At 66.5% G+C, this 21,635-nt stretch carries 25 protein-coding genes; 14 read left to right on the forward strand and 11 right to left on the reverse strand.

The features are described 5' to 3' along the window. Nucleotides 1-108: 108 nt before the first annotated feature. The 4 genes from ACJ7Z0_RS08015 (at nt 109) to ACJ7Z0_RS08030 (ending at nt 2,956) form a co-directional block, all read left to right on the forward strand. The gene (locus ACJ7Z0_RS08015) at nt 109-630 is read left to right on the forward strand and encodes a DUF6622 family protein (protein WP_434789410.1); all 522 of its coding nucleotides are present in this window, start codon (nt 109-111) and stop codon (nt 628-630) included. Between the two features lie 55 nt (nt 631-685). After that, the gene (locus ACJ7Z0_RS08020; RefSeq protein WP_434789411.1) at nt 686-982 is read left to right on the forward strand and encodes a 2TM domain-containing protein; all 297 of its coding nucleotides are present in this window, start codon (nt 686-688) and stop codon (nt 980-982) included. A gap of 73 nt (nt 983-1,055) precedes the next feature. Continuing rightward, nucleotides 1,056-2,126 carry a sensor histidine kinase gene (locus ACJ7Z0_RS08025; protein ID WP_434789412.1) on the forward strand — a complete coding sequence of 357 codons (1,071 nt, stop codon included), beginning with the start codon at nt 1,056-1,058 and terminating at the stop codon, nt 2,124-2,126. After that, the gene (locus ACJ7Z0_RS08030; RefSeq protein WP_434789413.1) at nt 2,123-2,956 is read left to right on the forward strand and encodes a LytR/AlgR family response regulator transcription factor; all 834 of its coding nucleotides are present in this window, start codon (nt 2,123-2,125) and stop codon (nt 2,954-2,956) included. The genes ACJ7Z0_RS08025 and ACJ7Z0_RS08030 overlap by 4 nt, the downstream gene beginning before the upstream one ends. Before the next feature lie 88 nt (nt 2,957-3,044). Here the strand turns inward: ACJ7Z0_RS08030 and ACJ7Z0_RS08035 are convergent, their stop codons facing one another. Beyond that, entirely contained in the window at nt 3,045-3,401 is a 357-nt protein-coding gene (locus ACJ7Z0_RS08035; protein ID WP_434789414.1) for a hypothetical protein, read from the reverse strand. Between the two features lie 134 nt (nt 3,402-3,535). Here ACJ7Z0_RS08035 and ACJ7Z0_RS08040 point away from each other — a divergent pair, with 134 nt between their 5' ends. Genes ACJ7Z0_RS08040 through ACJ7Z0_RS08060 form a run of 5 tightly spaced genes read left to right on the forward strand, consistent with a single transcriptional unit; the run spans nt 3,536 to nt 7,522 of the window. Beyond that, nucleotides 3,536-5,362, forward strand: coding sequence for a glutamine--tRNA ligase/YqeY domain fusion protein (locus tag ACJ7Z0_RS08040; RefSeq protein WP_434789415.1), 1,827 nt, complete (start codon nt 3,536-3,538; stop codon nt 5,360-5,362). After that, nucleotides 5,362-5,898, forward strand: a complete 537-nt coding sequence (locus ACJ7Z0_RS08045; protein WP_434792628.1) for a pseudouridine synthase — start codon at nt 5,362-5,364, stop codon at nt 5,896-5,898. Before ACJ7Z0_RS08040 ends, ACJ7Z0_RS08045 begins: the two co-directional genes overlap by 1 nt. A 39-nt stretch (nt 5,899-5,937) precedes the next feature. Then, nucleotides 5,938-6,846 (forward strand): peptidoglycan DD-metalloendopeptidase family protein, encoded by a 909-nt coding sequence (locus ACJ7Z0_RS08050; RefSeq protein WP_434789416.1) that lies wholly within the window; start codon nt 5,938-5,940, stop codon nt 6,844-6,846. Between the two features lie 32 nt (nt 6,847-6,878). Further along, the gene (locus tag ACJ7Z0_RS08055) at nt 6,879-7,169 is read left to right on the forward strand and encodes a nucleotidyltransferase family protein (protein WP_434789417.1); all 291 of its coding nucleotides are present in this window, start codon (nt 6,879-6,881) and stop codon (nt 7,167-7,169) included. Next, the gene (locus tag ACJ7Z0_RS08060) at nt 7,166-7,522 is read left to right on the forward strand and encodes a HepT-like ribonuclease domain-containing protein (RefSeq protein ID WP_434789418.1); all 357 of its coding nucleotides are present in this window, start codon (nt 7,166-7,168) and stop codon (nt 7,520-7,522) included. The genes ACJ7Z0_RS08055 and ACJ7Z0_RS08060 overlap by 4 nt, the downstream gene beginning before the upstream one ends. Nucleotides 7,523-7,536: 14 nt before the next feature. On the opposite strand, the gene ACJ7Z0_RS08065 is transcribed toward ACJ7Z0_RS08060, so the two are convergent. The 4 genes from ACJ7Z0_RS08065 to ACJ7Z0_RS08080 all read right to left on the reverse strand — a co-directional run bounded on the left by ACJ7Z0_RS08065 (nt 7,537) and on the right by ACJ7Z0_RS08080 (nt 12,063). Beyond that, nucleotides 7,537-8,472: a M14 family metallopeptidase gene (locus ACJ7Z0_RS08065; protein ID WP_434789419.1), complete on the reverse strand. Its 936-nt coding sequence runs from the start codon at nt 8,470-8,472 to the stop codon at nt 7,537-7,539. A 110-nt stretch (nt 8,473-8,582) separates the two neighbouring features. Continuing rightward, nucleotides 8,583-9,755: a Fic family protein gene (locus tag ACJ7Z0_RS08070; protein ID WP_434792629.1), complete on the reverse strand. Its 1,173-nt coding sequence runs from the start codon at nt 9,753-9,755 to the stop codon at nt 8,583-8,585. 34 nt (nt 9,756-9,789) lie between these two features. After that, the gene (locus ACJ7Z0_RS08075) at nt 9,790-10,992 is read right to left on the reverse strand and encodes an ammonium transporter (protein WP_434789420.1); all 1,203 of its coding nucleotides are present in this window, start codon (nt 10,990-10,992) and stop codon (nt 9,790-9,792) included. A 180-nt stretch (nt 10,993-11,172) separates the two neighbouring features. After that, the gene (locus tag ACJ7Z0_RS08080; RefSeq protein ID WP_434789421.1) at nt 11,173-12,063 is read right to left on the reverse strand and encodes a LytTR family DNA-binding domain-containing protein; all 891 of its coding nucleotides are present in this window, start codon (nt 12,061-12,063) and stop codon (nt 11,173-11,175) included. A gap of 162 nt (nt 12,064-12,225) precedes the next feature. Here ACJ7Z0_RS08080 and ACJ7Z0_RS08085 point away from each other — a divergent pair, with 162 nt between their 5' ends. Further along, a complete protein-coding gene (locus ACJ7Z0_RS08085) occupies nt 12,226-13,476 on the forward strand; it encodes an acyltransferase family protein (protein WP_434789422.1) in 1,251 nt (416 codons plus the stop codon). Here the strand turns inward: ACJ7Z0_RS08085 and ACJ7Z0_RS08090 are convergent. Further along, complete coding sequence (locus tag ACJ7Z0_RS08090) at nt 13,412-13,831, reverse strand: PaaI family thioesterase (protein ID WP_434789423.1); 420 nt, start codon at nt 13,829-13,831, stop codon at nt 13,412-13,414. The genes ACJ7Z0_RS08085 and ACJ7Z0_RS08090 overlap by 65 nt on opposite strands. 195 nt (nt 13,832-14,026) lie before the next feature. Between ACJ7Z0_RS08090 and ACJ7Z0_RS08095 the strand changes: the two genes are divergently transcribed. Further along, nucleotides 14,027-15,682 carry a DUF4139 domain-containing protein gene (locus ACJ7Z0_RS08095; RefSeq protein WP_434789424.1) on the forward strand — a complete coding sequence of 552 codons (1,656 nt, stop codon included), beginning with the start codon at nt 14,027-14,029 and terminating at the stop codon, nt 15,680-15,682. Nucleotides 15,683-15,700: 18 nt separating this feature from the next. Here ACJ7Z0_RS08095 and ylqF read toward each other — a convergent pair whose 3' ends face one another. Further along, a complete protein-coding gene (ylqF, locus tag ACJ7Z0_RS08100; RefSeq protein ID WP_434789425.1) occupies nt 15,701-16,672 on the reverse strand; it encodes a ribosome biogenesis GTPase YlqF in 972 nt (323 codons plus the stop codon). Between the two features lie 205 nt (nt 16,673-16,877). On the opposite strand from ylqF, the gene bamE reads away from it, so the two are divergent. From bamE to ACJ7Z0_RS08115, 3 genes are all read left to right on the forward strand, one after another. Continuing rightward, nucleotides 16,878-17,477, forward strand: coding sequence for an outer membrane protein assembly factor BamE domain-containing protein (gene bamE / locus ACJ7Z0_RS08105; protein ID WP_434789426.1), 600 nt, complete (start codon nt 16,878-16,880; stop codon nt 17,475-17,477). Between the two features lie 157 nt (nt 17,478-17,634). Continuing rightward, complete coding sequence (locus ACJ7Z0_RS08110) at nt 17,635-18,063, forward strand: CBS domain-containing protein (RefSeq protein ID WP_431129543.1); 429 nt, start codon at nt 17,635-17,637, stop codon at nt 18,061-18,063. A 112-nt stretch (nt 18,064-18,175) separates the two neighbouring features. Next, nucleotides 18,176-18,535 carry an HPF/RaiA family ribosome-associated protein gene (locus ACJ7Z0_RS08115; RefSeq protein WP_431129540.1) on the forward strand — a complete coding sequence of 120 codons (360 nt, stop codon included), beginning with the start codon at nt 18,176-18,178 and terminating at the stop codon, nt 18,533-18,535. Here ACJ7Z0_RS08115 and ACJ7Z0_RS08120 read toward each other — a convergent pair. The 4 genes from ACJ7Z0_RS08120 to ACJ7Z0_RS08135 all read right to left on the reverse strand — a co-directional run bounded on the left by ACJ7Z0_RS08120 (nt 18,522) and on the right by ACJ7Z0_RS08135 (nt 21,574). After that, nucleotides 18,522-19,658 carry an alpha/beta fold hydrolase gene (locus ACJ7Z0_RS08120; protein WP_434789427.1) on the reverse strand — a complete coding sequence of 379 codons (1,137 nt, stop codon included), beginning with the start codon at nt 19,656-19,658 and terminating at the stop codon, nt 18,522-18,524. The two genes, ACJ7Z0_RS08115 and ACJ7Z0_RS08120, sit on opposite strands and share 14 nt — an antisense overlap. Further along, complete coding sequence (locus ACJ7Z0_RS08125; RefSeq protein WP_434792630.1) at nt 19,655-20,119, reverse strand: MerR family transcriptional regulator; 465 nt, start codon at nt 20,117-20,119, stop codon at nt 19,655-19,657. Before ACJ7Z0_RS08125 ends, ACJ7Z0_RS08120 begins: the two co-directional genes overlap by 4 nt. Further along, nucleotides 20,109-20,546: a nuclear transport factor 2 family protein gene (locus tag ACJ7Z0_RS08130; protein WP_434789428.1), complete on the reverse strand. Its 438-nt coding sequence runs from the start codon at nt 20,544-20,546 to the stop codon at nt 20,109-20,111. The genes ACJ7Z0_RS08125 and ACJ7Z0_RS08130 overlap by 11 nt, the downstream gene beginning before the upstream one ends. A gap of 101 nt (nt 20,547-20,647) precedes the next feature. After that, nucleotides 20,648-21,574, reverse strand: coding sequence for an SDR family NAD(P)-dependent oxidoreductase (locus ACJ7Z0_RS08135; protein ID WP_434789429.1), 927 nt, complete (start codon nt 21,572-21,574; stop codon nt 20,648-20,650). Nucleotides 21,575-21,635 lie beyond the last annotated feature (61 nt).

Raw genomic sequence — 21,635 nt, forward strand, 5'->3', positions numbered from 1 at the left:
GGCTGCGTCTCGCGCCGCGGACCTGCGTTTCGTCGCAGACCCGTGGCCCGGATGCGGGCGCGCCGGCACAGTCCGGCCCATCGAATCACCTCTTGTTGGAGAAACGCCGTGCTGCTGCAAATCATTCTTCACACCCCGAAGTGGGTCTTCGCCGTTTTCGTGCTGCTCCTGTGGCTGGGCTGCAAGCAGTTGATGTCCGGCAGTGTCAGCCTGGCCAAGGTCACGATGGTGCCGGTTGCCATGACCGGCCTCTCGCTGGCCGGCGTGATCTCGGCCTTTGGCCATTCGCCCGGCGCCCTGCTCGGCTGGGCGGTGGTCGCGACTGCGCTGGTGCTGGTGGTGCTGCAGCAGCCCTTGCCCGCCAGCACGCGCTACGACCGGGCCGCACGCGAGTTTCACGTGGCCGGGAGCGCGGTGCCGCTGGTGCTGATGATGGGCATCTTCTTCACCAAGTACGTGGTGGGCGCGGCCCTGGCCATGCACCCCGAACTGCGCCAGCAGGCCAGCTTCGCCGTCGCGGTGCCCATGCTGTACGGCGCCTTCAGCGGCATCTTCGCGGCGCGGGCCGTGCGCCTGTGGAAGCTGGCCATCCGCACCGACGCCATGGCCGTGGCAGCCCCCGCGGCCTAAGATCGCCAGCCGATTCATCGACTGCCCTCGAACCATTCGTTATCGGAGAACCGTCATGAACCCCACACAAGCAAACCGTTCCACCCCCGACGTCGAGAAGCTCGCCCGACGCCGCGCCGGCGCCAAGATGGGCTGGTACATCCATGCCTTCGTCTATGTGCTGGTCAACCTCGGGCTGGTGGCGCTCTCGGCATCGCGCGGCCATAGCTGGGCGGTGTACCCGCTCATGGGCTGGGGCCTGGGCCTCCTGATACACGGCGCCGTGATCTGGTTCGTGGCGCCAGGCGGCAATTTCTATGACCGGCTGGTGGAACGCGAACGGCGCGCGCTACGCTCCGGGGAGCGCGGATGAGCGGAGCGCAGGGCCGCCCCAAGCCCGCTCGCTCCCGCTTGGCGGGACGGCGCGCAGCGCCAAGGGTGCACCAATGAGTGTTGAAGCGCTCTCTCGTTTTCGCGCGGAGAACGTCCGGAGCATGCTTCGGCATGGGCTGATCACCGTCGTCTTCTGCTGCTTCATTGCCGCGGCGCTGGCCATCACGCAGCACGGGGACTGGGGCTCGCAAATGGTGTATTCGCTGTCGATCGGGCTGATCAGCTGGCTCTTCATCGACGTGGGCCGGCTGCTCATCAGCGGCCACAAGGAAATCCTCTGGCCGTCCGGCCCCTGGGGCTATCTGCTGGTGGCGGCCGGTGTGACGGTCGGCTTCCTGGGGGGCAATGCCATTGGCGATGCGTGGACCCATCAGCCCCTGCTCAATTTCCGCAGCTTCGCGGAGCGCAGGCTCGCCACCACGATCATCATCACAGTGACAGCCACGGTCTGCATGTGCTTCTTTTTCTACAGCCTTGGCAGGAGCAAGCACATGCGGGGCCAGATCGAACTGGCGCAGCGCAATGCCACCGAGGCGCGGCTCAAGCTGCTCGAAACCCAGCTTGAACCGCACATGCTGTTCAATACGCTGGCCAACCTGCGCGCCCTGATTGCAACCGACCCGCCGCGCGCCATTGCCATGCTCGACCGGCTCAACAACTACCTGCGCATGACGCTCAACGGCTCGCGCGCGCTGGCGCATCCGCTTTCGGCCGAGTTCGAACGGCTGGCCGACTACCTCGAACTGATGTCCGTGCGCATGGGCGAGCGCCTGCGCTACACGCTCGATCTGCCGGAAGACTTGCGCGACACGCCCGTGCCGCCGCTGCTGCTTCAGCCGCTGGTGGAAAACAGCATCCGCCACGGGCTCGAGCCCAAGGTCGAAGGCGGCAATATCATCGTGCACGCCCGCCAGGAGGCGGGCCGGCTGGTCATCGAAGTGAGCGACACCGGGGTCGCCCTCGCTGCAAACCCGTCGCCGTCGGAAGGCGGCGGTTTCGGGCTCGCGCAGGTCCGCGAACGGCTGGCCACCGTGTACGGCGACCAGGGCCGCATGAGCCTGGCCCCCGAGCCCGCGGGCGGAACCCGCACCACCATCAGCTTTCCCTTGCCGGCACGCGCATGAACCCCACTGCCCTCATCGCCGAAGACGAGCCCCTGCTCGCCCAGGCCCTTAAGGCCGAACTGGCCGCCGCATGGCCCGAACTGCAGGTGCTCGCCATCACGGGCGACGGCCGGACCGCCGTGCGCGAGGCCCTGCGCCTGCTGCCGCAGGTGCTGTTCTTCGACATTCGCATGCCCGGCCTCGACGGCCTGGGCGCTGCCGCCGAACTGGCCGACAGCTGGCCCACCGACGAGGCGCCCATGCCGCAACTGGTCTTCGTGACCGCCTACGACGAATACGCCGCCCGCGCCTTCGAAACCCGGGCCATCGACTACGTGCTCAAGCCGGTGCAGCCCGAGCGCCTGCGCAAGACCGTGCTGCGGCTGCAACAGGCCTTGACCGCACAGCAGCCATCGAAACCAGCCCCGAACGGAGCCGACGACGTGCTGGAGCAAACCCTTGCGCAGTGGCGCCAGGTGCTTGCGGCTGCGTCCGGCGGTGCGCAGGCACCCGGCACTGCCCCGCTCCGGATGATTGCAGCCAGCGAAGCCGGCGGCAGCACCGTGCGCATGGTCCCGATCGACGAGGTGCTGTATTTCGAGGCGGCGGACAAATACATTCGCGTGCTCACCGCCACGCACGAATACCTGATTCGCACGCCGCTGAAGCAGCTGTTGACCCAACTCGACCCCGAGGTTTTCTGGCAGGTGCACCGCGCGGTGGTGGTGCGCAGCTCGGCCATAGAAGCGGTGCACCGCGACGAGGCGGGCAAGCTGCATCTGGACCTGCGCGGCCGGCCCGAGAAAATTCCGGTCAGCCGGCTCTACGGGCACCTGTTTCGCGCAATGTGAAATTTGCAGGCTCGAAGCGCGCATAAAAAAGCCGGCCCTGAGAGACCGGCTTTTTCACATGGCGGGAATCCCTCCCCAGCTACCGCGCTTAGCGCCAGTGGCGATGGCCGTGGCCATGGCCGTAGTGATGGCGCGGACCGTAATAGCGGGGCGCGTAGTAGGCCGGCGGCGCGTAGTACACCGGGGCCGGACGGTAGTAGACCGGCGGCGGCGGGCGGTAGTACACCGGAGGCGGCGGCGCGTAGTACACCGGCGCGGGGGCCGTATAGACCGGCGCCGGATAGTAGGCCGGAGCGCCCACACCGATTGCCACCCCTGGCAGACCCACGCCGACAGACCAGCTCACGTCGCCACGGGCACTGGCCGAAGTGGCCGCAAACAATGCACCGGCTGCCACGACACCCGCGGCGGCCCATTTGAAAAAGGTTGAACGTGTGAGGCTCATGATCTTGGACTCCTAGTTGGGGCGTTTCCTGCCCATGTATGTATTGAACGCGCCAAATGCAAAGCGGTTGCCCGCCGCAATGTGAAGAACGTTGCCAAAGGTAACCGGCAGGGGGTGCACTCTAGAATGCCGCAATGACCTCCCCGACCGACAAAGACAGCGCGAAAACGACCGCTGCACCGAGTAATTTCCTGCGTCACGTGATCGAAAACGACCTTGCGCAGGGGGCCTATTCTGGCCGCAAATGGGGTGGCTCGCCCGGCGACGCCGCCCATCACGCCCAGGGCATGGCCGACCCCGCCAAGGTGCGCATGCGCTTTCCGCCCGAGCCCAACGGCTACCTGCACATCGGCCATGCCAAGAGCATCTGGCTCAATTTCGAGCTGGCCAGGGAATACGGCGGCGTGTGCCACCTGCGCTTCGACGACACAAACCCGGAGAAGGAAGAGCAGGAATACGTCGATTCGATCCGCGACGCCGTCCAATGGCTCGGCTACGAAACCTACCTGGCCGACCGCCCCAGCGCGCCAGGCACCCTGCAGCCGCACGAATACTTTGCGAGCGACTACTTCGACTTCATGTATCGCGCGGCGGAATACCTGATTGGCGCCGGCCTTGCCTACGTGGACGAACAGACGGCCGAAGAAGTTCGCGCGAACCGCGGCGACTTCAACACGCCCGGCACCGACAGCCCCTTCCGCACCCGCACGCCCGACGAAAACCTTGCGCGCTTCCGCGCCATGCAGGGTGGCCAGGTGGCCGACGGCGCCGCCATCCTGCGCGCCAAGATCGACATGGCCAGCACCAACATCAACATGCGCGACCCCGCGCTGTACCGCGTGCGCCGGGCCACTCACCACAACACCGGCGACAAGTGGTGCATCTACCCGATGTACACCTTTGCGCACCCCATCGAAGACGCGCTGGAGCAGATCACCCATTCCATCTGCACGCTGGAGTTCGAAGACCAGCGCCCCTTCTACGACTGGCTGCTCGACCGTTTGGCCGAAGGCGGCCTCATTGCCAGCCCGCATCCGCGCCAGTATGAATTTGCGCGCCTCAACGTCACCCACGTGCTCACCAGCAAGCGCAAGCTGCGCCAGCTGGTCGAAGAAAAGCACGTCGACGGCTGGGACGACCCCCGCATGCCCACCCTGGCGGGCCTGCGCCGCCGCGGCTACACGCCCGAGGCGCTGCGCCTGTTCTGCGAACGCAGCGGCACCACCAAGTCCGGCGGCTGGATCGACTACGCAAGCCTGGAGGCCGCGCTGCGCGACACCTTGGACCCCACGGCACCGCGCGCCATGGCCGTGCTCGACCCGGTCAAACTGGTGATCACCAACTGGGGCGAGCTGATGGGCGGCCCCAACAAGGATGAAAGCGTGCTCGACGACTGCTCGGCCCCCGTGCACCCGCACCACCCCGAGATGGGCAAGCGCGAGTTCAAGCTCGGCCGCGAGGTGTGGATCGAACGCACCGACTACGAAGAAGTGCAGCCCAAGGGCTTCTTCCGCCTGTTCCCGGGCAACAAGGTGCGGCTGAAATACGGCCACGTCATCGAATGCACCGGCGGTACCAAGGACGCGAACGGCAAGCTCGTCGAAGTGCAGGCCACGCTGGTGCCCGACACCAAGAGCGGCACGCCCGGCGCGGACGCCATCAAGGTGAAGGGCAACATCACCTGGGTGGCCGCGGCGGATGCGGTGCAGGCCGAAGTGCGCCTGTATGAGCGGCTGTTTGCGGCGGCGAATCCGGGCAGCGGAGAGTTGATGGATGAGCTGAACAAGCAGAGCCTGGAGGTTTGCACTGCGTACGCCGAGCCCTCACTGGCCAAGGCTCAGGATGGCGCGGCGTTTCAGTTCGAGCGGCATGGGTACTTCGTGCTCGACGCGAAGGCTGGTGCAGGCGGCAAGCGGGTGTTCAATCGCGCCGCGGGCATGCGGGACAGCTGGGGCAAGTAATCCCGTCCCGCCTGATCCGCTTCAACAAGCCCTACGGCGTGCTCAGCCAGTTCACGCCCGAGGGCCGCTGGCGCGGGCTGAAAGACTTCATCGACATTCCTGACGTCTACGTCGCCGGCCGCCTCGATGCCGACAGCGAGGGCCTGCTGCTGCTCACCAACGACGGCCAGCTTCAGGCGCGCATCGCCGATCCGCGCTTCAAGATGGAGAAGACCTATTGGGTGCAGGTGGAAGGCGTGCCCACTGAAGAGGCGCTTGCCGCGTTGCGCCAAGGCGTGCAGCTCAACGACGGCCTCACGCGCCCGGCCCGTGCGCGCCTGCTCGATCCTCCGCCCGATGTGTGGGCGCGACAACCACCCATCCGCGAACGCAAGAACATTCCGACCGCATGGCTGGAACTGGCGATCAGCGAAGGCCGCAACCGCCAGGTGCGGCGCATGACCGCCGCCGTGGGGCTTCCCACCCTGCGCCTGATTCGCGCTGCCATCGGGCCGCACACGCTGGACGGATTGGCGCCCGGTACCTGGCTGGAGTAACGCAGCAGCGCCGCCGCACACCTTCATTCATTCGCCCTTATGCGCAGCAAAACCCATCTTCCCGATCTCCCCTCGCCCGCTCTGAATCGCCGCCGCGCATTGCTCGGCACGCTGAGCCTGCTGGCGCTGCCTGCTGCAACGCACGTCAGTGCCGCGCCCCCTGCGAAGCCGAAGCAACAGCGCCCCGACGTCTGGCCGCACGCGTCCCAGGTGCCGGGCGGCGTAGCACGCCTGTCGCTGGGTCCCAGCGCCAAACGACCGGCCGCCTTTTCAGGCGACGTGCCATTGCTCGTGCTGGGTGACGCCATCGAGTGGACAGCGCTCGTGGGCATTCCGCTCGCCGCCACTCCGGGCGACGCAAGCATCGTTGTGCGCTCCGAGAGCGGCGCCGAAAAACAGGTCGCCTACACCGTGGCCCCCAAGCAGTACCGCGAGCAACGCCTCACGGTGCCACCGCGCACGGTCGATCTGTCGCCCGAAGACGAAGCACGCTATGAGCGAGAACGCGCGCACCTGGCCACCGTCATGGCAACGTTCACCGATCTGCCGCCCGATGCCTCGCTGCAGATGCGCGTCCCCGTGCCGGGCCGCCGCTCCAGCTCGTTCGGCCTACGCCGCGTGTTCAACGGCCAATCGCGCAATCCGCACAGCGGCATGGACATCGCCGCCGGTACCGGCACGCCGGTGCTGGCGCCGTTGCCGGGGCGGGTGATCGATACGGGCGACTATTTCTTCAACGGCGGCACGGTGTGGCTCGACCACGGCGGCGGCCTGCTGACGATGTATTGCCACCTGAGCCGCGTCGATGTGAAGGTGGGCGATGTGCTGAAGACCGGCGAGCGGTTGGCTGCTGTGGGCGCCACCGGCCGCGTGACGGGGCCGCATCTGCATTGGTCTGTGATGCTCAATCGGGCGATGGTGGATCCGGCGTTGTTCATTGCGACATGATTCAAATGGGCGGCGGCACTACACTCCGCAGCATGCGTCCCTCTGAAGCCCTGTCACAGCATCGCGAGCGCATTCGCGAGATTGCACTGAGTCACCACGTCAGCGGCGTGAGGGTGTTCGGCTCCGTCTTGCGTGGAGAAGACGGGCCTGACAGCGATCTTGATCTGCTGGTCGAGCCCACGGAACAAACCACACTCCTGGACCTCGGAGCCATCAGGTACGAACTGAAAAGCCTTCTCGGCATGGAAGTCGACGTGCTCACGCCCAACGGATTGCCTCCGAAGTTCCGCGATCAGGTGCTGCGCGAGGCTGTGCCGATATGAGCCGAGGCGATCCGCAACGTCTTGCGGATTATCTGGGGCATATCCTGGAAGCCATTGACAGCATTCGCGACTACACGAGCCAAGCCACGCGCGAAAGCTATCTGGCAGACCGAAAAACGCAAGACGCCGTGGTGCGCAACCTGGAAGTGATCGGCGAGGCCAGCAACAATGTCGTGAAGCATCATGCAGAATTTGCGGCGGCCCATTCCGATGTCCCCTGGCGCTTTGCCTACGAAATGCGCAACGCGCTTTCTCACGGCTATTTCACTGTCGATCACGCGATCGTCTGGCAAACCATTCAGCACGATCTGCCGCCGCTTCGCGAGCAAATATCGAAGCTGAAGGAGCCCTGAGCTTCATCGCTGCCTCAAAGCGGCTTCGTCAAGTAAACCGCCTCCCGCCCAACGATCACCCGCTGCGCGGGCATGAAGATCGTGCAGTCGTCGCACGGCGCGCGGATCTCGTCCGGGCCGTTGGTGGCGATGAGTTCGCCCTTGGCAAAGGTCTCGAAGCCGATCAGCGGGCGCACGAACGCAAAGTCTTCCGACTTGATGACGTGCGTCTGCAGCAGTTCGAAGCGGCGCTGTGGGCCGGGCGCCGGCACTGCGGGGTCCTTGTCGATGAGGCCGAAGTGCGCCAGAAAATCGAGCGAGATGGCGGTGGCCAGTTCGGAGGCCGAGCGCAGAAAGTGCTGGCCGCATTCAGCCACCAGCGCCACGCCCTTGCCTTCTGAAAGGCCGTGGCGACCGTGCTGGATCAGCGGTGTGCCGGAGCCGAGGCCTTCGGGCATCACCAGATGCACCGAGGGGCGGCCGATGGCCATTGCGGCCTCGGCATTGCGGTCGAATGCGGGGTACACCCAGAACGGAATCACCGGCTGGCTGGTGGAGTGAATGTCCAGGATGTGGTCGGCCGCGCTCACCACCGGACGGAGCACGCGCGCGCGGCGCAGTTCGGGGCTGTCCTCGGTGCCGTCGAGCCATTCGGGCGACCAGATGCGGTTGAGGTTGTGCACCAGTTGCCGGCTGTCGAAGGGCAGCGCCTTGTCGAAGGACTCGTACGCTTCCACGTTGGCAAAGCTCACGGTGAGCGTGCCGATCTTGGGGCGCACGTTGGTGTCGAGCAGATGCGTGGCGGCGGTCATGCCGCAGATTTCGTTGCCGTGCGTGAGTGCGTTGATCAGCACGTGCGGGCCGGGCTTGCCGGACTCGAAGCGATGCACGTAGTCGATGCCGATGTTGCCCTTGCGGTAGGCGGAGAGGTCGCGGGGGAGGACTTCGAGGGCGGGGGGCGTTTGGGTCATTGGCGTTGGCGTTGGCGTTGGCGTTGGCGTTGGCGTTGGCGAAATTGAAGCGGACTGGTCGGGCGAGTTTGCTACAGGCTGCGCTTTCGTGCTTCTTGTGCTGCTCGCAGCTACCTCGAGCGGATGAGCGCGTACCGAGTTGCCTTGCCTTGCCCCGTTTTTTCGAGCAAGCCGGATGCCACCATCTCGGTCAGTTCCCGATATGCGGTGGCGCGCGACACGCCCGCAATGGCCACATATTTCTCCGTGCTCATGCCGCCCAGGAATCCATCGGGACCGGCGTCATAGAGCTTGTTCAACACTTTGCGCTGGCTCGGCGTAAGTTGCGGATGCGCGGTGTCCAGTTGGGCCCAGAACCCGGCCTTGGCGCCTGCGGCCTGGATCTGCGCCAGCGTCGAGAGGCACGCCTTTTCGATACAGCCGATGAACCAGCGCACCCAGGGTGTGACATCCATATGCCCCTGCGCGCTGGCAGCCTGCAGCTGGTTGTAGTACCCGGCGCGGTCGAGCCACAGCTGCTGCGAGAGGCTGAACAGTCGCTGGTTGCTGCGCAGGTCCTGCGCCAGCGCCAAGTCGCTCAGCGCCCGGCCGATGCGGCCGTTGCCGTCTTCGAACGGGTGAATGGCTTCGAACCATAGGTGTGCGATGGCGCTGCGCACGATGCCATCAATCTTCGGGTGCTGCCGCCCTTCTTCGAACCATTCGAGCAACGCCTTCATCTGCGCTGGCACATCACGGGAAGGAGGTGCTTCATAGTGCACCGTGTCGGGCTTGCCAATGCGCGGCGTGACGATCTGCATGGGGTCTTCGTGGACACGGTAGCCACCAGTGACGATGCGCGTGATGCCGCTTCGCCCGTTTGGAAAAAGCGCGGCATGCCAATCGAGGAGCCTGCCTTCTGCCAGTGGTTCATTCCAGCGCGCGATGGCCGCTTCAACGATGTCGAGCGTGGCTTCCGTGCGTGCATCCTTTGGCACGCGATCGGCGGGCGTGAGCCCCAGCCGCCGGGCCGCCGAGGCCCGTACCGAATTGACCTGCAGCGTTTCACCCTCGATCTGCGCTGTAGCGATGGCTTCCTGCGTCCACTCGCCGAGTTGGAGTTCGCTCAGATCGATGAGTTGAAGGTTGCCGGCTACGCCCAGCATGCGCCCCTGTGCCAGGCGCGCAGCCGACAGCGCGGGCTGCAGCGCCTGCGCGTCGACCTCGAAGTGCGGCCATTCTTTAGCTTGCCAGATCCACATGAAGCGCATTTTAGGCAAATACGCTTCAAAAATGAAGCGCATCACGGACAAATGCGCTTCAGCGTCGCGCTGGGCCCTACCAGTTGGCCTCACGCTCCGGCGTCGCCGAAATATGGTGGATCGACAGGTCGGCCCCGTCGTATTCCTCTTCCTGCGTGAGCCGCAGCCCCATCGTGGCCTTGAGTGCGCCGTACACCGCCGCCCCTGCCAGCGCAGCCCAGGCCACACCGATCAAGGTGCCGATGAGCTGCGCCCACAGGCTCACGCCGCCGATGCCGCCCAGCGCCTGCGTGCCGAAGATGCCGGCCGCGATGCCGCCCCAGGTGCCGCACAGGCCGTGCAGCGGCCACACGCCGAGCACGTCGTCGATCTTCCACTTGTTCTGCGTGAGCGTGAACATCACCACGAAGATGGCGCCGGCCACGCCGCCCACCACCAGCGCGCCCAGCGGGTGCATCAGGTCGGAGCCGGCGCACACCGCCACGAGGCCGGCGAGCGGTCCGTTGTAGACGAAGCCGGGGTCGTTCTTGCCGAGCGCCAGGGCCACCAGGGTGCCGCCCACCATGGCCATGAGCGAATTGACGGCCACGAGGCCCGAGATCTTGTCGATGCTCTGCGCGCTCATCACGTTGAAGCCGAACCAGCCCACGCAAAGCACCCAGGCGCCCAGCGCCAGAAAGGGAATGTTCGACGGCGGATGCGCGCTCAGCGAGCCGTCGCCGCGGTAGCGGTTGCGGCGCGCGCCCAGCAGCAGCACGGCCAGCAGCGCGAGCCAGCCGCCCACCGCATGCACCACCACCGAACCCGCGAAGTCGTGAAACTCGCTGCCCGTGGCCGAGGCGATCCACGCCTGGATGCCGAAAGCCTTGTTCCAGGCGATGCCCTCGTACAGCGGGTAAACGAAGCCGACGATGACCGCCGTGGCGATCAGTTGCGGCCAGAACTTGGCGCGCTCCGCGATGCCGCCCGAGATGATGGCCGGAATGGCCGCGGCAAAGGTCAAGAGGAAGAAGAACTTCACCAGCTCGTAGCCGCTCTTGGCGGCGAGCTCGGTGGCGCCCACGAAGAAGTGGGTGCCGTACGCCACGCCGTAGCCGACCAGGAAGTACACGATGGTCGAGACCGAGAAGTCGACCAATATCTTGACCAGCGCATTGACCTGGTTCTTCTTGCGAACCGTGCCCAGTTCGAGAAAGGCGAAACCGGCGTGCATGGCCAACACCATGATGGCGCCGAGAAGGATGAACAGCGCGTCAGCGCCCTGTTTGAGTGCGTCCATGGGAGCTTCTTGCAGTTTTCTGGTTTGAATTGGTGCGTGCACCCGAATTGCTCGGAGCAGCGCCGCAAGAAAGCAAAAATGGTGCCTATAGGCTCTTCGATGGTGCGAAATGAGCCATAAAGGGGCTTTACGATTCAGGCTCGCACCGGAACAGGACACTCACGGGCCTGCCCCGGCCACTCAAGTCGCCCCTGCGCGCAGGGCTTCGCGGTAGCGGCGGCTGCACGGCACCGTGGTGCCATCGGCCATGTGCAGCCGGGCATCGCCACCGTCGAGTGGCTCGATCTCCTTGATGCGGCCCAGGTTGACCGCGTGGCTGCGGTGCACTCGCACGAAATGGGCAGGGTCGAGCTGGGTCAGAAAATCGGTGAGCGTGGCGCGCAGCAGGTAGTCGTGGCCATTGACGTGCAGGCCGACGTAGTTGCCCTCGGCCTGGAGCCAGTCGATGTCGCCCGCGGCAATGAGAAATTCGCGCCGCAGCTTGCGCACCAGAAAGCGCTCCGGCCGGGCGGGCGGCACCGCGGGTTCCACAAGAGCGGGTTGGGCGGGCTCGGGCGGATCGAGCACGCGCGCCTCGCCTTGCAGCCGCAGCATGAAGACACCGTAGACCCAGATGCCGAACACCATTGACAGGTAGGCGCGCACGTCCTTCAGGTATTCGTAGCCCCAGCGTCCGGTCCAGCCCGCAAAGTCGTAGCGCTCGCCCATGGCCGAATAGACCATGGCACGCAGCGCGAACATCGCGGCCACGTGCACCAGGCTGAAGACGACGCTGGCGGCCGCGTGCCACGCCAGGTAGCGCAGCAGATTCGTGCGCGCCAGCGGCGACAGCCGGCGCTGGACGGCGACCACGGCAGGCACCAGTGCCAGCAGCACCAAGTGGCTCGACACCTCCCAGGTCACGATTTCCCAGGTGGCGCGCGGCACTGCGCGATCACGCGCATCGACCAGCGCCACCATGGTGTTGAACACCGCCTGCAGCCCCATGAAGACGACCCAGAAGCCCACTTCCACCCAGCGGCGGATGGGTTCATAGCGCTCGTACAGGTTCTTTTTTCGGGAATCTCCCATGCCCGGGATTCTCGCGATCCACGCGTTCGGCGGGAAAATTTCGTCCCCCGGAGCCCACCGCTCGTCACAAAAGGGCCGCGATCCGTCCCTCAGGCAGACCGCGCGCGGCGCAAGAACGCAACCATCGGCCCCTCCTTCCCACGCGTTTTCGAGGAGCGTCCGATGAGCGCAACCCCTGACACCCGGTCCGCAGCACCCGACCGCCGCCACGACATCGACGCGCTGCGCGCGCTGGCCTTCCTGCTGGTCATCCTCTACCACGTGGCGATGTACTACGTGGCCGACTGGCCCTGGCACCTCAAGAGCCCGCATGCGGCCGAATGGCTGCAGTGGCCGATGCGCGTGCTCAACCTCTGGCGCATGGACTTGGTGTTCCTGGTCTCGGGCGTGTCGCTGGGCTTCCTGAGCCGCCACCAGGGCAGCTGGGGCCTGCTGCGCAGCCGTGGCGTGCGGCTGATGCTGCCGCTGGTTTTCGGCATGGCGGTGATCGTGCCCTACCAGGCCTATGCAGAGGGCGTGGCCAACGGCCTGGTGGCGCCGGGCTTCGGCGCGTTTTTGCTGCGCTATCTGTCGATGGGCGATCCGTGGCCCAAGCAGGCTTTTGCCGGCGCGGAGTTCGGCATCACCTGGAACCACCTCTGGTACCTGCCCTATCTGTTCACTTACACGGCCATCGTCGCGCTGACGCTGCCGCTGTGGAAATCGCCCGCCGGCCAGTGGATGCGCTGCCGCTTCAACGGGCTGCGCGGCTGGAAGCTGCTGTTGCTGCCGGCGCTTCCGCTGCTGGTCTGGACGATGCTGCTGGCCCGGCACTTTCCGCCCACGCACAACCTGATCCGCGACTTTCACCTGCACAGCATCTACTTCACGGTGTTTCTGTACGGCTACTGGATGGGCGTGGACACGGGCGTGTGGCGCGAACTGGAACGCCTGCGGCGGGTTTCGCTGGCGCTGGCTGCGGCGGTGATCGCCACTTTCATCTTGCTCCGGCTCGGCGCCAAGGGGCCACCTTCCGGCGTGCTGATGGACACCTTGCGCATGCTCTACCTGTGGCTGGCGGTGGCCACCATCCTGGGCCATGGCCACCGCTACCTGAACCGGCCGTGGCCCTGGCTGCGCTGGGCCAACGAGTCGGTGTACCCGTGGTACGTGCTGCACCAGACGCTGGTCATTGCCGGCGTTGCGCTGCTGGCACCCTTTGCATTGGGCCCGGTGCTGGAGCCGGCCTTGCTGGTGGCGTTGACCATCGCCGGCTGCTGGGCGCTCACCGACGGGCTGATCCGGCGCGTCAATTGGATGCGGCCTCTATTCGGACTCAAGCCTCGGCGCGCGAGCACCCCTCCGCGGGCTACTTCGCCGGAGGGGCCTCTTCCACCGGAACCAGGATTGCGCTCCCCGTCGCCACGAGCCTGAGGCCGTCGCCCTCGCCCTGGCCATAGAGCTCGGCGGTCGCAAACACCTGCTTGCGCCCGGCCTTCACCACCTTGCCGCGTGCAATGAAGGCGCGGCCCAGCGCGGGCGACAAACAGTTGACCGAGAAGTGCGAAGCCAGCACCCGCCCCGCCACCGTGGCGGCCGCAAAGCCGCAGGCCGTGTCGAGCATCGCCCCGATGAGCCCCGCGTGAAGGAAACCGGCGTACTGGCCCATATCTTCCTCGCGCCACGCCATGCGCAGTTCGGCTTCGCCGTCAGCGGCGCGGGTCACTTCGAAGCCGGCCCAGCGATTGAAGGCGGCAGTCTTGTTGATGGCCTGAATGGTGTCGAGCATGGCGGTCTTTCACGAAGAAGGATGAAGCGTCGAAAAAGCCACTCTACGAAGCGGCCCCGCTGCACGCCGTCGCGCCCGCGACGCGCAACGCCCGGCCAGTTGCCTTGGCGACAGCGCACTTTTTTTGCGGAGGCTTAACCCCGGTCGGCGAGGCCCGCCGTATGAGTGGAGGAACGATCCACTACCGAGGCTCCGATGAAAGCTATCTCTTCCTCTTCTTTCTCTTTTCGTGCCAATTTGCGCGCCACCGCCGTTGCTGCGGCCTGGCTGGTGCTCGGCATCGGTGCCCATGCACAGGCCACGGCCCTCGCCACCGGCGCGGATGCATCCCGCATCACCCAGGTCAAGGTCTATCCCGGCAGCGCGACGGTGGAGCGCGTGGCGCGCGTCGCGGCCGGCAGCCGATCCGTCACTTTCGCCTGCCTGCCCGCGGCGCTCGACGTGCAGAGCCTGCAGGTTTCGGCCGGGGCGTCTGTGCGCGTGGGCGAGACCTCGGTGCTCAGCGAGCCGCGCGAACTCTCGGCACGCTGCGCGACCAGCGCGCTCGACGGCCGCATCCGCGAACTCGAAGACCAGAAGGCAGCGCTCCAGGCCGAGAACGATGCGCTCGGCATGGTGACGGGCTATCTCAAGGGCCTCTCGGGCGGCGGCGGCGAATCGGCCCAGGGCGCACGCGCGCCGTTGGACGCGCGCAACCTCGCCGCAATGACCGAGGCCATGCGCCGCACCGGTCAGGACTCGCTGCTGAAGCAGCACCAGATCCAGCGCAGGCAGGCCGACATCGACCGCCAGCTCAACCCGCTGGTGGCCGAGCGAAAGCGCTCGCAAGGCAACGGCGCCCAGGTGATGGCCGTGACCGTCACGCTGGCCGCCAGCGCCGATGCCGAGGTGAAGCTCAGCTACCAGGTCAACGGCCCCGGCTGGACACCCACGTATCGCGCGCTGCTCGACACCGCCACGCGAAAGGTGCGCATCGAACGCCAGGCCCTGGTGGCACAGGCCACGGGCGAAGACTGGCGCGGCGTGAAACTGGTGCTCTCCACCGGGCAGCCGCGCCGCGAAACCGCGGGCCGCACGCCCAACGCATGGCGCATCGGCATCGAACCGCCGCAGCGTGCGCCGGCAAGCCCGGCCCCGGCCGCCATGATGGCGGCGCCGGCGCCCATGGCGTCCGCCGACAAGCGTGCAATGGCCGAGGCTGCAGAGCCGCTCTTCGACGTGAATGTGTTCGACAACAGCTTTGCCACCGAATTCGCGGTGCCCCAAGGTATCGACGTACCCTCCAACGGCCAGCGCGTGACGCTTGCGCTGGGCCAGCACGAAGACACGGCGAAGCTTGCCGCACGCACCAGCCCGCGCGTGGACGCGAGCGCTTTCCTGGTTGCCGAACTGGCCCAGCCGGCGGGCGTGTGGCCGGCCGGTGCGCTGCAGCTCTACCGCGACGGCAACTTCGTGGGCAGCGGCCGCTGGAACGCGCCCAGCGATTCGAAGCTGACGCTCTCCTTTGGCCGCGACGAGCTGGTGCGCGTGCAGCCCGAGCCCGAGCAGGACAGCCAGGGCACGGGCGGCTTCGTCGGCTCGCGCGCCGAGCGCAAGGTGCAGCGCGCCTACGTGGTCGAGAACCGCCACCGCACGCCGATTGCGGTGCAGGTGCTGGAGGCCGCCCCGGTGTCGGTCGACGAGCAGGTGCGCGTGGCTGCGCAGTTCTCGCCCCAGCCCGGCGAACTGGCCTGGAACAAGCAGCCTGGCCTCGCGATGTGGAGCTTCGACCTCGACGCGGGCAAGACTGCTCGGGTGGCGGCCGACTACACCATCAGCTATCCGAAGGACGCACGGCTGCAGATTCGCTGAGCGCTGAGCGCGCGCAGTTCAGTGCGGCTCGGGCGTCTGGCCTTCGGCGGGCTCGGCGCCCGGTTTGCGCTTCTTGCCGCGCGCGGCCTTCTTTGCCTGCCGCTCGGCGTCGATGCGCTGCCCTTCCGCGAGCCACTGCCCAAACTCCTCGGGTGTCTCGAGCGTGATGCGCCCGAGGTTGCCGGCACGAAACTCGTGCATCACGATCTCGGCCGCCTTCTGCAGGTTGACGCGCCCCTTGCCTAGCAGCGCGCCGCGCTTGCGGCCGATGGTGTCGAGCACGTCCTCGTCCTTCATCCCGGCGATGGTTGCTGCATCGAGCTCGACCAGCTTGAATCGCTCCGCGATGCCCGCCGCATAGTGCGTCTTGAGGTAGTTGAGCAGTTCGAGCGCCACTTCCTCTTCGTCGAAGGCATTGCGCCCCACCGCTCCGCTGGCCGCAAGGTTGTAGCCGCTCTTGGGCACCACGATGCGCGGCCACAGCATGCCGGGCGTGTCCCATAGGTAGAAGTCGTCGGCCAGCGTGATGCGCTGCTCCAGCTTGGTGATGCCGGCTTCGTCGCCGGTCTTGGCCTTGCGGCTGCCGGTCAGGGTGTTGATGAGCGTCGACTTGCCGACGTTGGGAATACCGCAGATCAGCACGCGCATCGGCTTGGCCATGCCGCCGCGATTGGGCGAGAGCTCATGGCAGGCGCGCACGATGGCCTGTGCGGGCGTGGTCAGGCTCGCGTCGAGCGGGATGGCGCGCGTGGCCGGCAGCGCGTTGTAGTGCGCGAGCCAGAGCGCGGTGCGCCCGGGGTCGGCCAGATCCTGCTTGTTGAGCACCTTGAGCGAGGGCCGCCCCGCCGTGAGTTCGGCCAGCATCGGGTTGGCGCTGGAGCCCGGCAGCCGCGCATCGAGCAGCTCGATGACCACGTCGATGTCCTTCACCCGCTCGGTGATGGCCTTCTGGGTCGTGTACATGTGCCCGGGGAACCACTGGATCGCCATCGATGGATGCTCTTTCTTTCGCTTTGTCTGGGAATCGGCCCGAAGGGCGGATGGGCATTGTGGACCCGGAATGTGCGTTAGGTCACACCGCTATGCTTTCGATAGCCTCGAGTGCCGATTCTGCCTGCGTCCGGGGTGCCTCGGCCTCTAGAATCCGCGCGCTGCGCCGCAGCCATCTTCAATAAATAAGTACCGAGGGAAATCCATGTTCAAGCGCCTTGCCGCTGCCGCCCTGCTGGCAGCCACCGTCCTTCCCGCGACCGTCGTCCATGCGCAGCGCCCCTCGCCGCCGCAGGGCCCGATGCTCAGCGGCTACCTGTGCTGCAACATGCGGACCTACGGCAGCTCGATCAGCGACATCAACTACGACGAGCAAGGCACGAGCATCGTGGCGGTGGGCACGCCGGCGCGCATCACGGCCTACGACTTCCGCTGGTTCGAGGCCGATCTCGCGGGCAAGCCCCAGCGCATCAAGAACGACTACAGCCGCAACATCACGCTCGCCGACTTCGCGAAGCGCTACGTGGTGACCGAAGATCCGAAGCAGAAGATGGCCGCTTTCCCGCCCGCCGTCCGCGACGCCATCGTCGCCGGAAAGGTGGCGCCCGGCATGACGCGCGAACAGGTGCTGATGGCCATCGGCTATCCGGTGGCCGGCGAGAACCCCAGCATCGACGCACCCACCTGGCGCTACTGGCGCGACAGCTGGTCGGAGTACCAGGTGAATTTCGACGACAAGGGCCTGGTCAAGACCGTCGCGGGCAACCCCGTGGCGCTCAGCCGCGTGCTGGCGCCAACACCTTAGTTCGCTCGCTGGCGCGCGGCGCGACGCGACGCGCGCAATCCCCTAGAGGTTTTTGCATTGCTGGGAGCGGTTCCACCGATATCGCCCCTATCATTTGACCGAGTGCGGCGCATGGACGCGTCGGTCGAAGCTAAACTTTTTTGATGGAGTTACCGCGATGAAACCCGTCTCCGAACTGCTCAAGCGCCACGATTCCGCGGCTTGGCGCACCTCGCCGGACACCAGCGTGTTCGATGCGCTGGCCACCCTGGCACGCTTCGAGGTGGGCGCGCTGATGGTGATGGACGGCGACCGGCTGGTAGGCTTTCTTTCCGAGCGTGACTACACCCGCAAGGTGGCGCTGCAGGGCAAGAATTCCAAGGAGATGAAGGTTTCCGAGATCATGACGCCCGACGTGATGACCGTGACTCCGCAGACCCACACGCGAGACTGCATGTCGCTCATGAGCCAGCGCAAGTTCCGCCACCTGCCCGTGGTCGACGGCGACAAGGTGGTGGGCATGATCTCCATCCAGGACCTGATGGACGACATCATCAGCGAGCACGAGCAGACGATCGACCAGCTCACCAGCTACATCCGGAGCTGAAAAGCCGGGTCCCGGACCCTGCCCGGCCCGGGGGTGGGGAACACGCCTACGCGCAGGGTCACCGTTTAGGGCGCACAGTAGGGGCTCGTTCATCCATCAGCAGGGACATGGCATGCAGATTCAGGTCAACACGAGCAACGGCATCAACAACAAGGACGCCCTGGAGCGCTGGGCCGACACCGAGATCAAGCAGCAACTGGGCCGTTTCGTCGAAGACGTGACACGCGTCGAGGTGCATCTGAGCGACGAGAACCACGACAAGGCCGGCGGCGGCGACAAATGCTGCGTGATGGAAGCCCGCCTTGCCCACCATCAACCGCTTGCGGTCACGCAGCACGCCACCAGCCTGGACGAGGCCTTCCGCGGCGCGGCCGACAAGCTCAAGCGCCTGCTCGACAACACGCTGGGCCGTCTCAGCAACCACCGCGACCGCGAATCGATCCGCAGGGACGCGGGCTTTATCGCGGAGTAGCCAGAAAATCCAGCAGCAGGCGGCTCACTTCGGCGGGCTGCTCCTGCTGCACCCAGTGCCCCGCCCCCTCGATCCAGTGCACGCCGCGTAGCTGCGTGCAGGCCGTTGCCTGCATGGCTTCGAAGTCGCCGGGCTTCTGGAACACGCCCCAATCGCCGCAGCCCGCAATGAAACATGCGGGCACGTCGATCGTGCGCCCCGACCAAGCCTGCATTTCCGGAATGTAGCGCCCACCCGTGCCGCAGCGATACCACTGCAACCCGCCCTGGAAGCCGGTGCGCGCGTATTCGGCGGTGTACACGGCCAGATCCTCTTCGGGCAGCCATCGGCAGGCGGCGATCTGTTCGGCCGAGGGCATTTCGTCGGCCACCGTCTCGGCCATGGTCTGGTCGGCCCGCATCACGTAGTAGGTGGGCAGGCGCGCCAGTTCGGCGGCGCTCATTGCGGCCAGCGCGAAGGGCCGGTTCTGCGGCCAGTCGGCACTCTTCTGGTGGTAATAGCCGCGCAGGAAGGCATGCAGCCCTTGCGGTGCCTGCCGCATGTCGGCATCGGCCTCGGACCCCGAGTAGTACCACTGGTAGTGTTTGCGTGGCGGATGCAATGCGGCGAGGCCATCGAGCAGGTGCCGGATGACCTGCGCGAACACGGGTGCCGCCCCAGCGCTCGGCGGGCCGGGAAACGGCGCGCTCATCAATGCGACCGAGCGGAACACGTCCGGACGGGTCAGCGCGCACCAGGCCGCCACCGGCGAGCCGAAGTCGTGGCCCACCACCGCCGCCGTCTGGTGGCCCAGCGCGGACACGAGCCCCGCCGCATCCCGTACCAGGTTGAGAAGGCGAAACTCTTCCAGCCCGGCGTCGTAGCCCTGCTGCCAGCCCGTGGTCCGGCCATAGCCGCGCTGATCGGGTGCGACCACGTGAAAGCCCGCCTCGGCCAGCGGCAACATCACCTTGCGCCAGCTGTAGGCCAGCTCCGGAAAACCGTGCAGCAACAGCACGCAAGGACGCCCCGGCGCATCGAAGCCGGCTTCCAGCACGTGCATGGACAGGCCATTGCCGTTGTCGACCTGGCGCGAGCGGATGCCCGCGGGCAGCGGGATGGGGGCAAGTTCGGCGATGGTCATGGGGATTTCCGTGGTTTTGACGGTTTCGGCGCGAGCGCCCGGAGGCGGGGTGTTTCGGCGGGAATCAGCGGCGGCCGGTGGCCGGTGTGCATCCACTCGTCGTAGAAGTCGATCTTGCGATCGACCAGCGACAGGGCGCGTTTCCAGTCGGCAATGGTTTCGGCCACGCGCGCACGGTGCGCTGCGAGCATGCCGCGGCGCTGATGCAGCGTGGCCTTGCCCTGCAACGCGAGCGCGGTGTACTCCCGCATCTCGGCAATGGACATGCCGGTGCGGCGCAGCCGGTCGATCAGGTCCAGCCAGCCGACGTGCAGCTCCCCGTAGAGGCGCCGGCCGCCCTCGTCGCGCGAGACGCCGGGCACGAGACCCTGCGCCTCGTACCAGCGAATGGCGTGCACGGTGCGGCCGGTGCGCGTCGCAAGCTCGCCGATGTGAAAAGGGGTGCCGCGGTCAGCCGGCATGGGCATGGAGAGCAGCGGCGGGCGGCGCCTCGAGCGCCTCCTGGACCAGTGCGGTGTCGAAATACTCGGTCAGCTCTTTCACCTTGCCTCCTTCGAGTCGATAGATGTAGCAATAGCGGTTGTTGTAGCGCTTGCCGGCCTTGGTGGGCACGTCGCCGCTGAACAGCACCACCACCCGGTCGCCCTCGGCAATGATGCCCTCGGTCTTGCTCACGTAGCGGCCCGCGAACTGCGCGAACAGCGGTTTGATCAGCTCTTCGCGGATGGCCGCCTTGCCCGCGTAGGTGCGCGACCACGGCGTGGTGCCTTCCAGCGTCCAGCGGGCATCGTCGGCCAGGCTGTCGATGAAGAGCTGGCCGTTGCCCTTGTCCAGCTCGGCATGGATGCGCTGCACCAGCGCCTTGTTGTCTGTAGTGGTCGTGTTCATGGCTGCTTGTCCTCGTGGAATGAATGAACCGGAAGCTCCGGTCGATTCATTGGAAATGCTCGAGTGCACTTCAGGTCAAGCGCCATGAACGGGGGTGCGCGTCAGCCCTTGCGCGCGTTTGCGGCCATGGCCTTGCCGACCTCGTTGCTGCCTTGCGCGGTGCCGCTCTGCGGCACGATCTCGCCCTCGCGCGAAGTCACCTCGGCGAGCCGCGCAGCCAGTTGTTCCGGTGTGTCCACACCGATGCCGAGCCAGGCGCCCTGCGTCAGGGTGATGTGCGCCGCCTCGAAGGTGCCGGCGCCCGCGCAAAGGATGGTGCGGTTCGGCGCGTCCGCGGAGGCCAGCACCAGCATGGCGGGCACCACGGCCTCCGGCTTGAGCGCATCGAGAACCTCCGGCGGCATCAGGCCCTCGGTCATGCGGGTGGCGGCCGTCGGGGCCAGGCAATTGACGCGGATGTCATTCTTTGCACCCTCGATGCTCAGCGTCTGCATCAGGCCCACCAGCGCGAGCTTGGCGGCGCCGTAGTTGCTCTGGCCGAAGTTGCCGTAGAGGCCCGACGACGAGGTGGTCATGACGATGCGGCCGTATTTCTGCTCGTTCATGAGCGCCCAGACGGCCTTGGTGCAGTTCACGGCGCCCATCAGGTGCACGTCGACCACCAGCCTGAAATCGGCAAGCTCCATCTTGGAGAAGCTCTTGTCGCGCAGGATGCCGGCGTTGTTCACCAGAATGTCGACCCGGCCCCAGGCCTCGACAGCCTGCTGCACCATGGCCTGCACCGCGTCGAAGTCGGTCACCGAGGCTCCGTTGGCCATGGCCTCCCCGCCCGCGGCCTTGATCTCGTCGACGACGGCCTGTGCCGCGCTCACCGAGGCGCCGGAGCCGTCGCCGGGACCGCCCAGGTCGTTCACCACCACCTTGGCGCCGCGCGCTGCCAGGGCCAGTGCATGCTGGCGGCCGAGGCCGCCGCCCGCCCCGGTCACGATGGCCACTCGGCCCTTGAAATCGATGATGCTGTTGCTCATGTGTCGCTCTCGCTGCTTTGCTGGGGAATGGGGATGTGCGGGCCATGGCGGCCGCGAGGCG

This window comes from Variovorax palleresanus (genome assembly GCF_051144945.1).
Classification (GTDB): Bacteria; Pseudomonadota; Gammaproteobacteria; order Burkholderiales; family Burkholderiaceae_C; genus Variovorax; species Variovorax paradoxus_S.

Coding starts and splice junctions, on each gene's coding strand:
- ACJ7Z0_RS08020 (WP_434789411.1), top strand. CDS start 686: ATGAACCCCACACAAGCAAACCGTTCCACCCCCGACGTCGAGAAGCTC.
- ACJ7Z0_RS08025 (WP_434789412.1), top strand. CDS start 1,056: ATGAGTGTTGAAGCGCTCTCTCGTTTTCGCGCGGAGAACGTCCGGAGC.
- ACJ7Z0_RS08030 (WP_434789413.1), top strand. CDS start 2,123: ATGAACCCCACTGCCCTCATCGCCGAAGACGAGCCCCTGCTCGCCCAG.
- ACJ7Z0_RS08035 (WP_434789414.1), bottom strand. CDS start 3,401: ATGAGCCTCACACGTTCAACCTTTTTCAAATGGGCCGCCGCGGGTGTC.
- ACJ7Z0_RS08040 (WP_434789415.1), top strand. CDS start 3,536: ATGACCTCCCCGACCGACAAAGACAGCGCGAAAACGACCGCTGCACCG.
- ACJ7Z0_RS08050 (WP_434789416.1), top strand. CDS start 5,938: ATGCGCAGCAAAACCCATCTTCCCGATCTCCCCTCGCCCGCTCTGAAT.
- ACJ7Z0_RS08055 (WP_434789417.1), top strand. CDS start 6,879: ATGCGTCCCTCTGAAGCCCTGTCACAGCATCGCGAGCGCATTCGCGAG.
- ACJ7Z0_RS08060 (WP_434789418.1), top strand. CDS start 7,166: ATGAGCCGAGGCGATCCGCAACGTCTTGCGGATTATCTGGGGCATATC.
- ACJ7Z0_RS08065 (WP_434789419.1), bottom strand. CDS start 8,472: ATGACCCAAACGCCCCCCGCCCTCGAAGTCCTCCCCCGCGACCTCTCC.
- ACJ7Z0_RS08070 (WP_434792629.1), bottom strand. CDS start 9,755: ATGCGCTTCATTTTTGAAGCGTATTTGCCTAAAATGCGCTTCATGTGG.
- ACJ7Z0_RS08075 (WP_434789420.1), bottom strand. CDS start 10,992: ATGGACGCACTCAAACAGGGCGCTGACGCGCTGTTCATCCTTCTCGGC.
- ACJ7Z0_RS08080 (WP_434789421.1), bottom strand. CDS start 12,063: ATGGGAGATTCCCGAAAAAAGAACCTGTACGAGCGCTATGAACCCATC.
- ACJ7Z0_RS08085 (WP_434789422.1), top strand. CDS start 12,226: ATGAGCGCAACCCCTGACACCCGGTCCGCAGCACCCGACCGCCGCCAC.
- ACJ7Z0_RS08090 (WP_434789423.1), bottom strand. CDS start 13,831: ATGCTCGACACCATTCAGGCCATCAACAAGACTGCCGCCTTCAATCGC.
- ACJ7Z0_RS08095 (WP_434789424.1), top strand. CDS start 14,027: ATGAAAGCTATCTCTTCCTCTTCTTTCTCTTTTCGTGCCAATTTGCGC.
- ylqF (WP_434789425.1), bottom strand. CDS start 16,672: ATGGCGATCCAGTGGTTCCCCGGGCACATGTACACGACCCAGAAGGCC.
- bamE (WP_434789426.1), top strand. CDS start 16,878: ATGTTCAAGCGCCTTGCCGCTGCCGCCCTGCTGGCAGCCACCGTCCTT.
- ACJ7Z0_RS08110 (WP_431129543.1), top strand. CDS start 17,635: ATGAAACCCGTCTCCGAACTGCTCAAGCGCCACGATTCCGCGGCTTGG.
- ACJ7Z0_RS08115 (WP_431129540.1), top strand. CDS start 18,176: ATGCAGATTCAGGTCAACACGAGCAACGGCATCAACAACAAGGACGCC.
- ACJ7Z0_RS08120 (WP_434789427.1), bottom strand. CDS start 19,658: ATGACCATCGCCGAACTTGCCCCCATCCCGCTGCCCGCGGGCATCCGC.
- ACJ7Z0_RS08125 (WP_434792630.1), bottom strand. CDS start 20,119: ATGCCGGCTGACCGCGGCACCCCTTTTCACATCGGCGAGCTTGCGACG.
- ACJ7Z0_RS08130 (WP_434789428.1), bottom strand. CDS start 20,546: ATGAACACGACCACTACAGACAACAAGGCGCTGGTGCAGCGCATCCAT.
- ACJ7Z0_RS08135 (WP_434789429.1), bottom strand. CDS start 21,574: ATGAGCAACAGCATCATCGATTTCAAGGGCCGAGTGGCCATCGTGACC.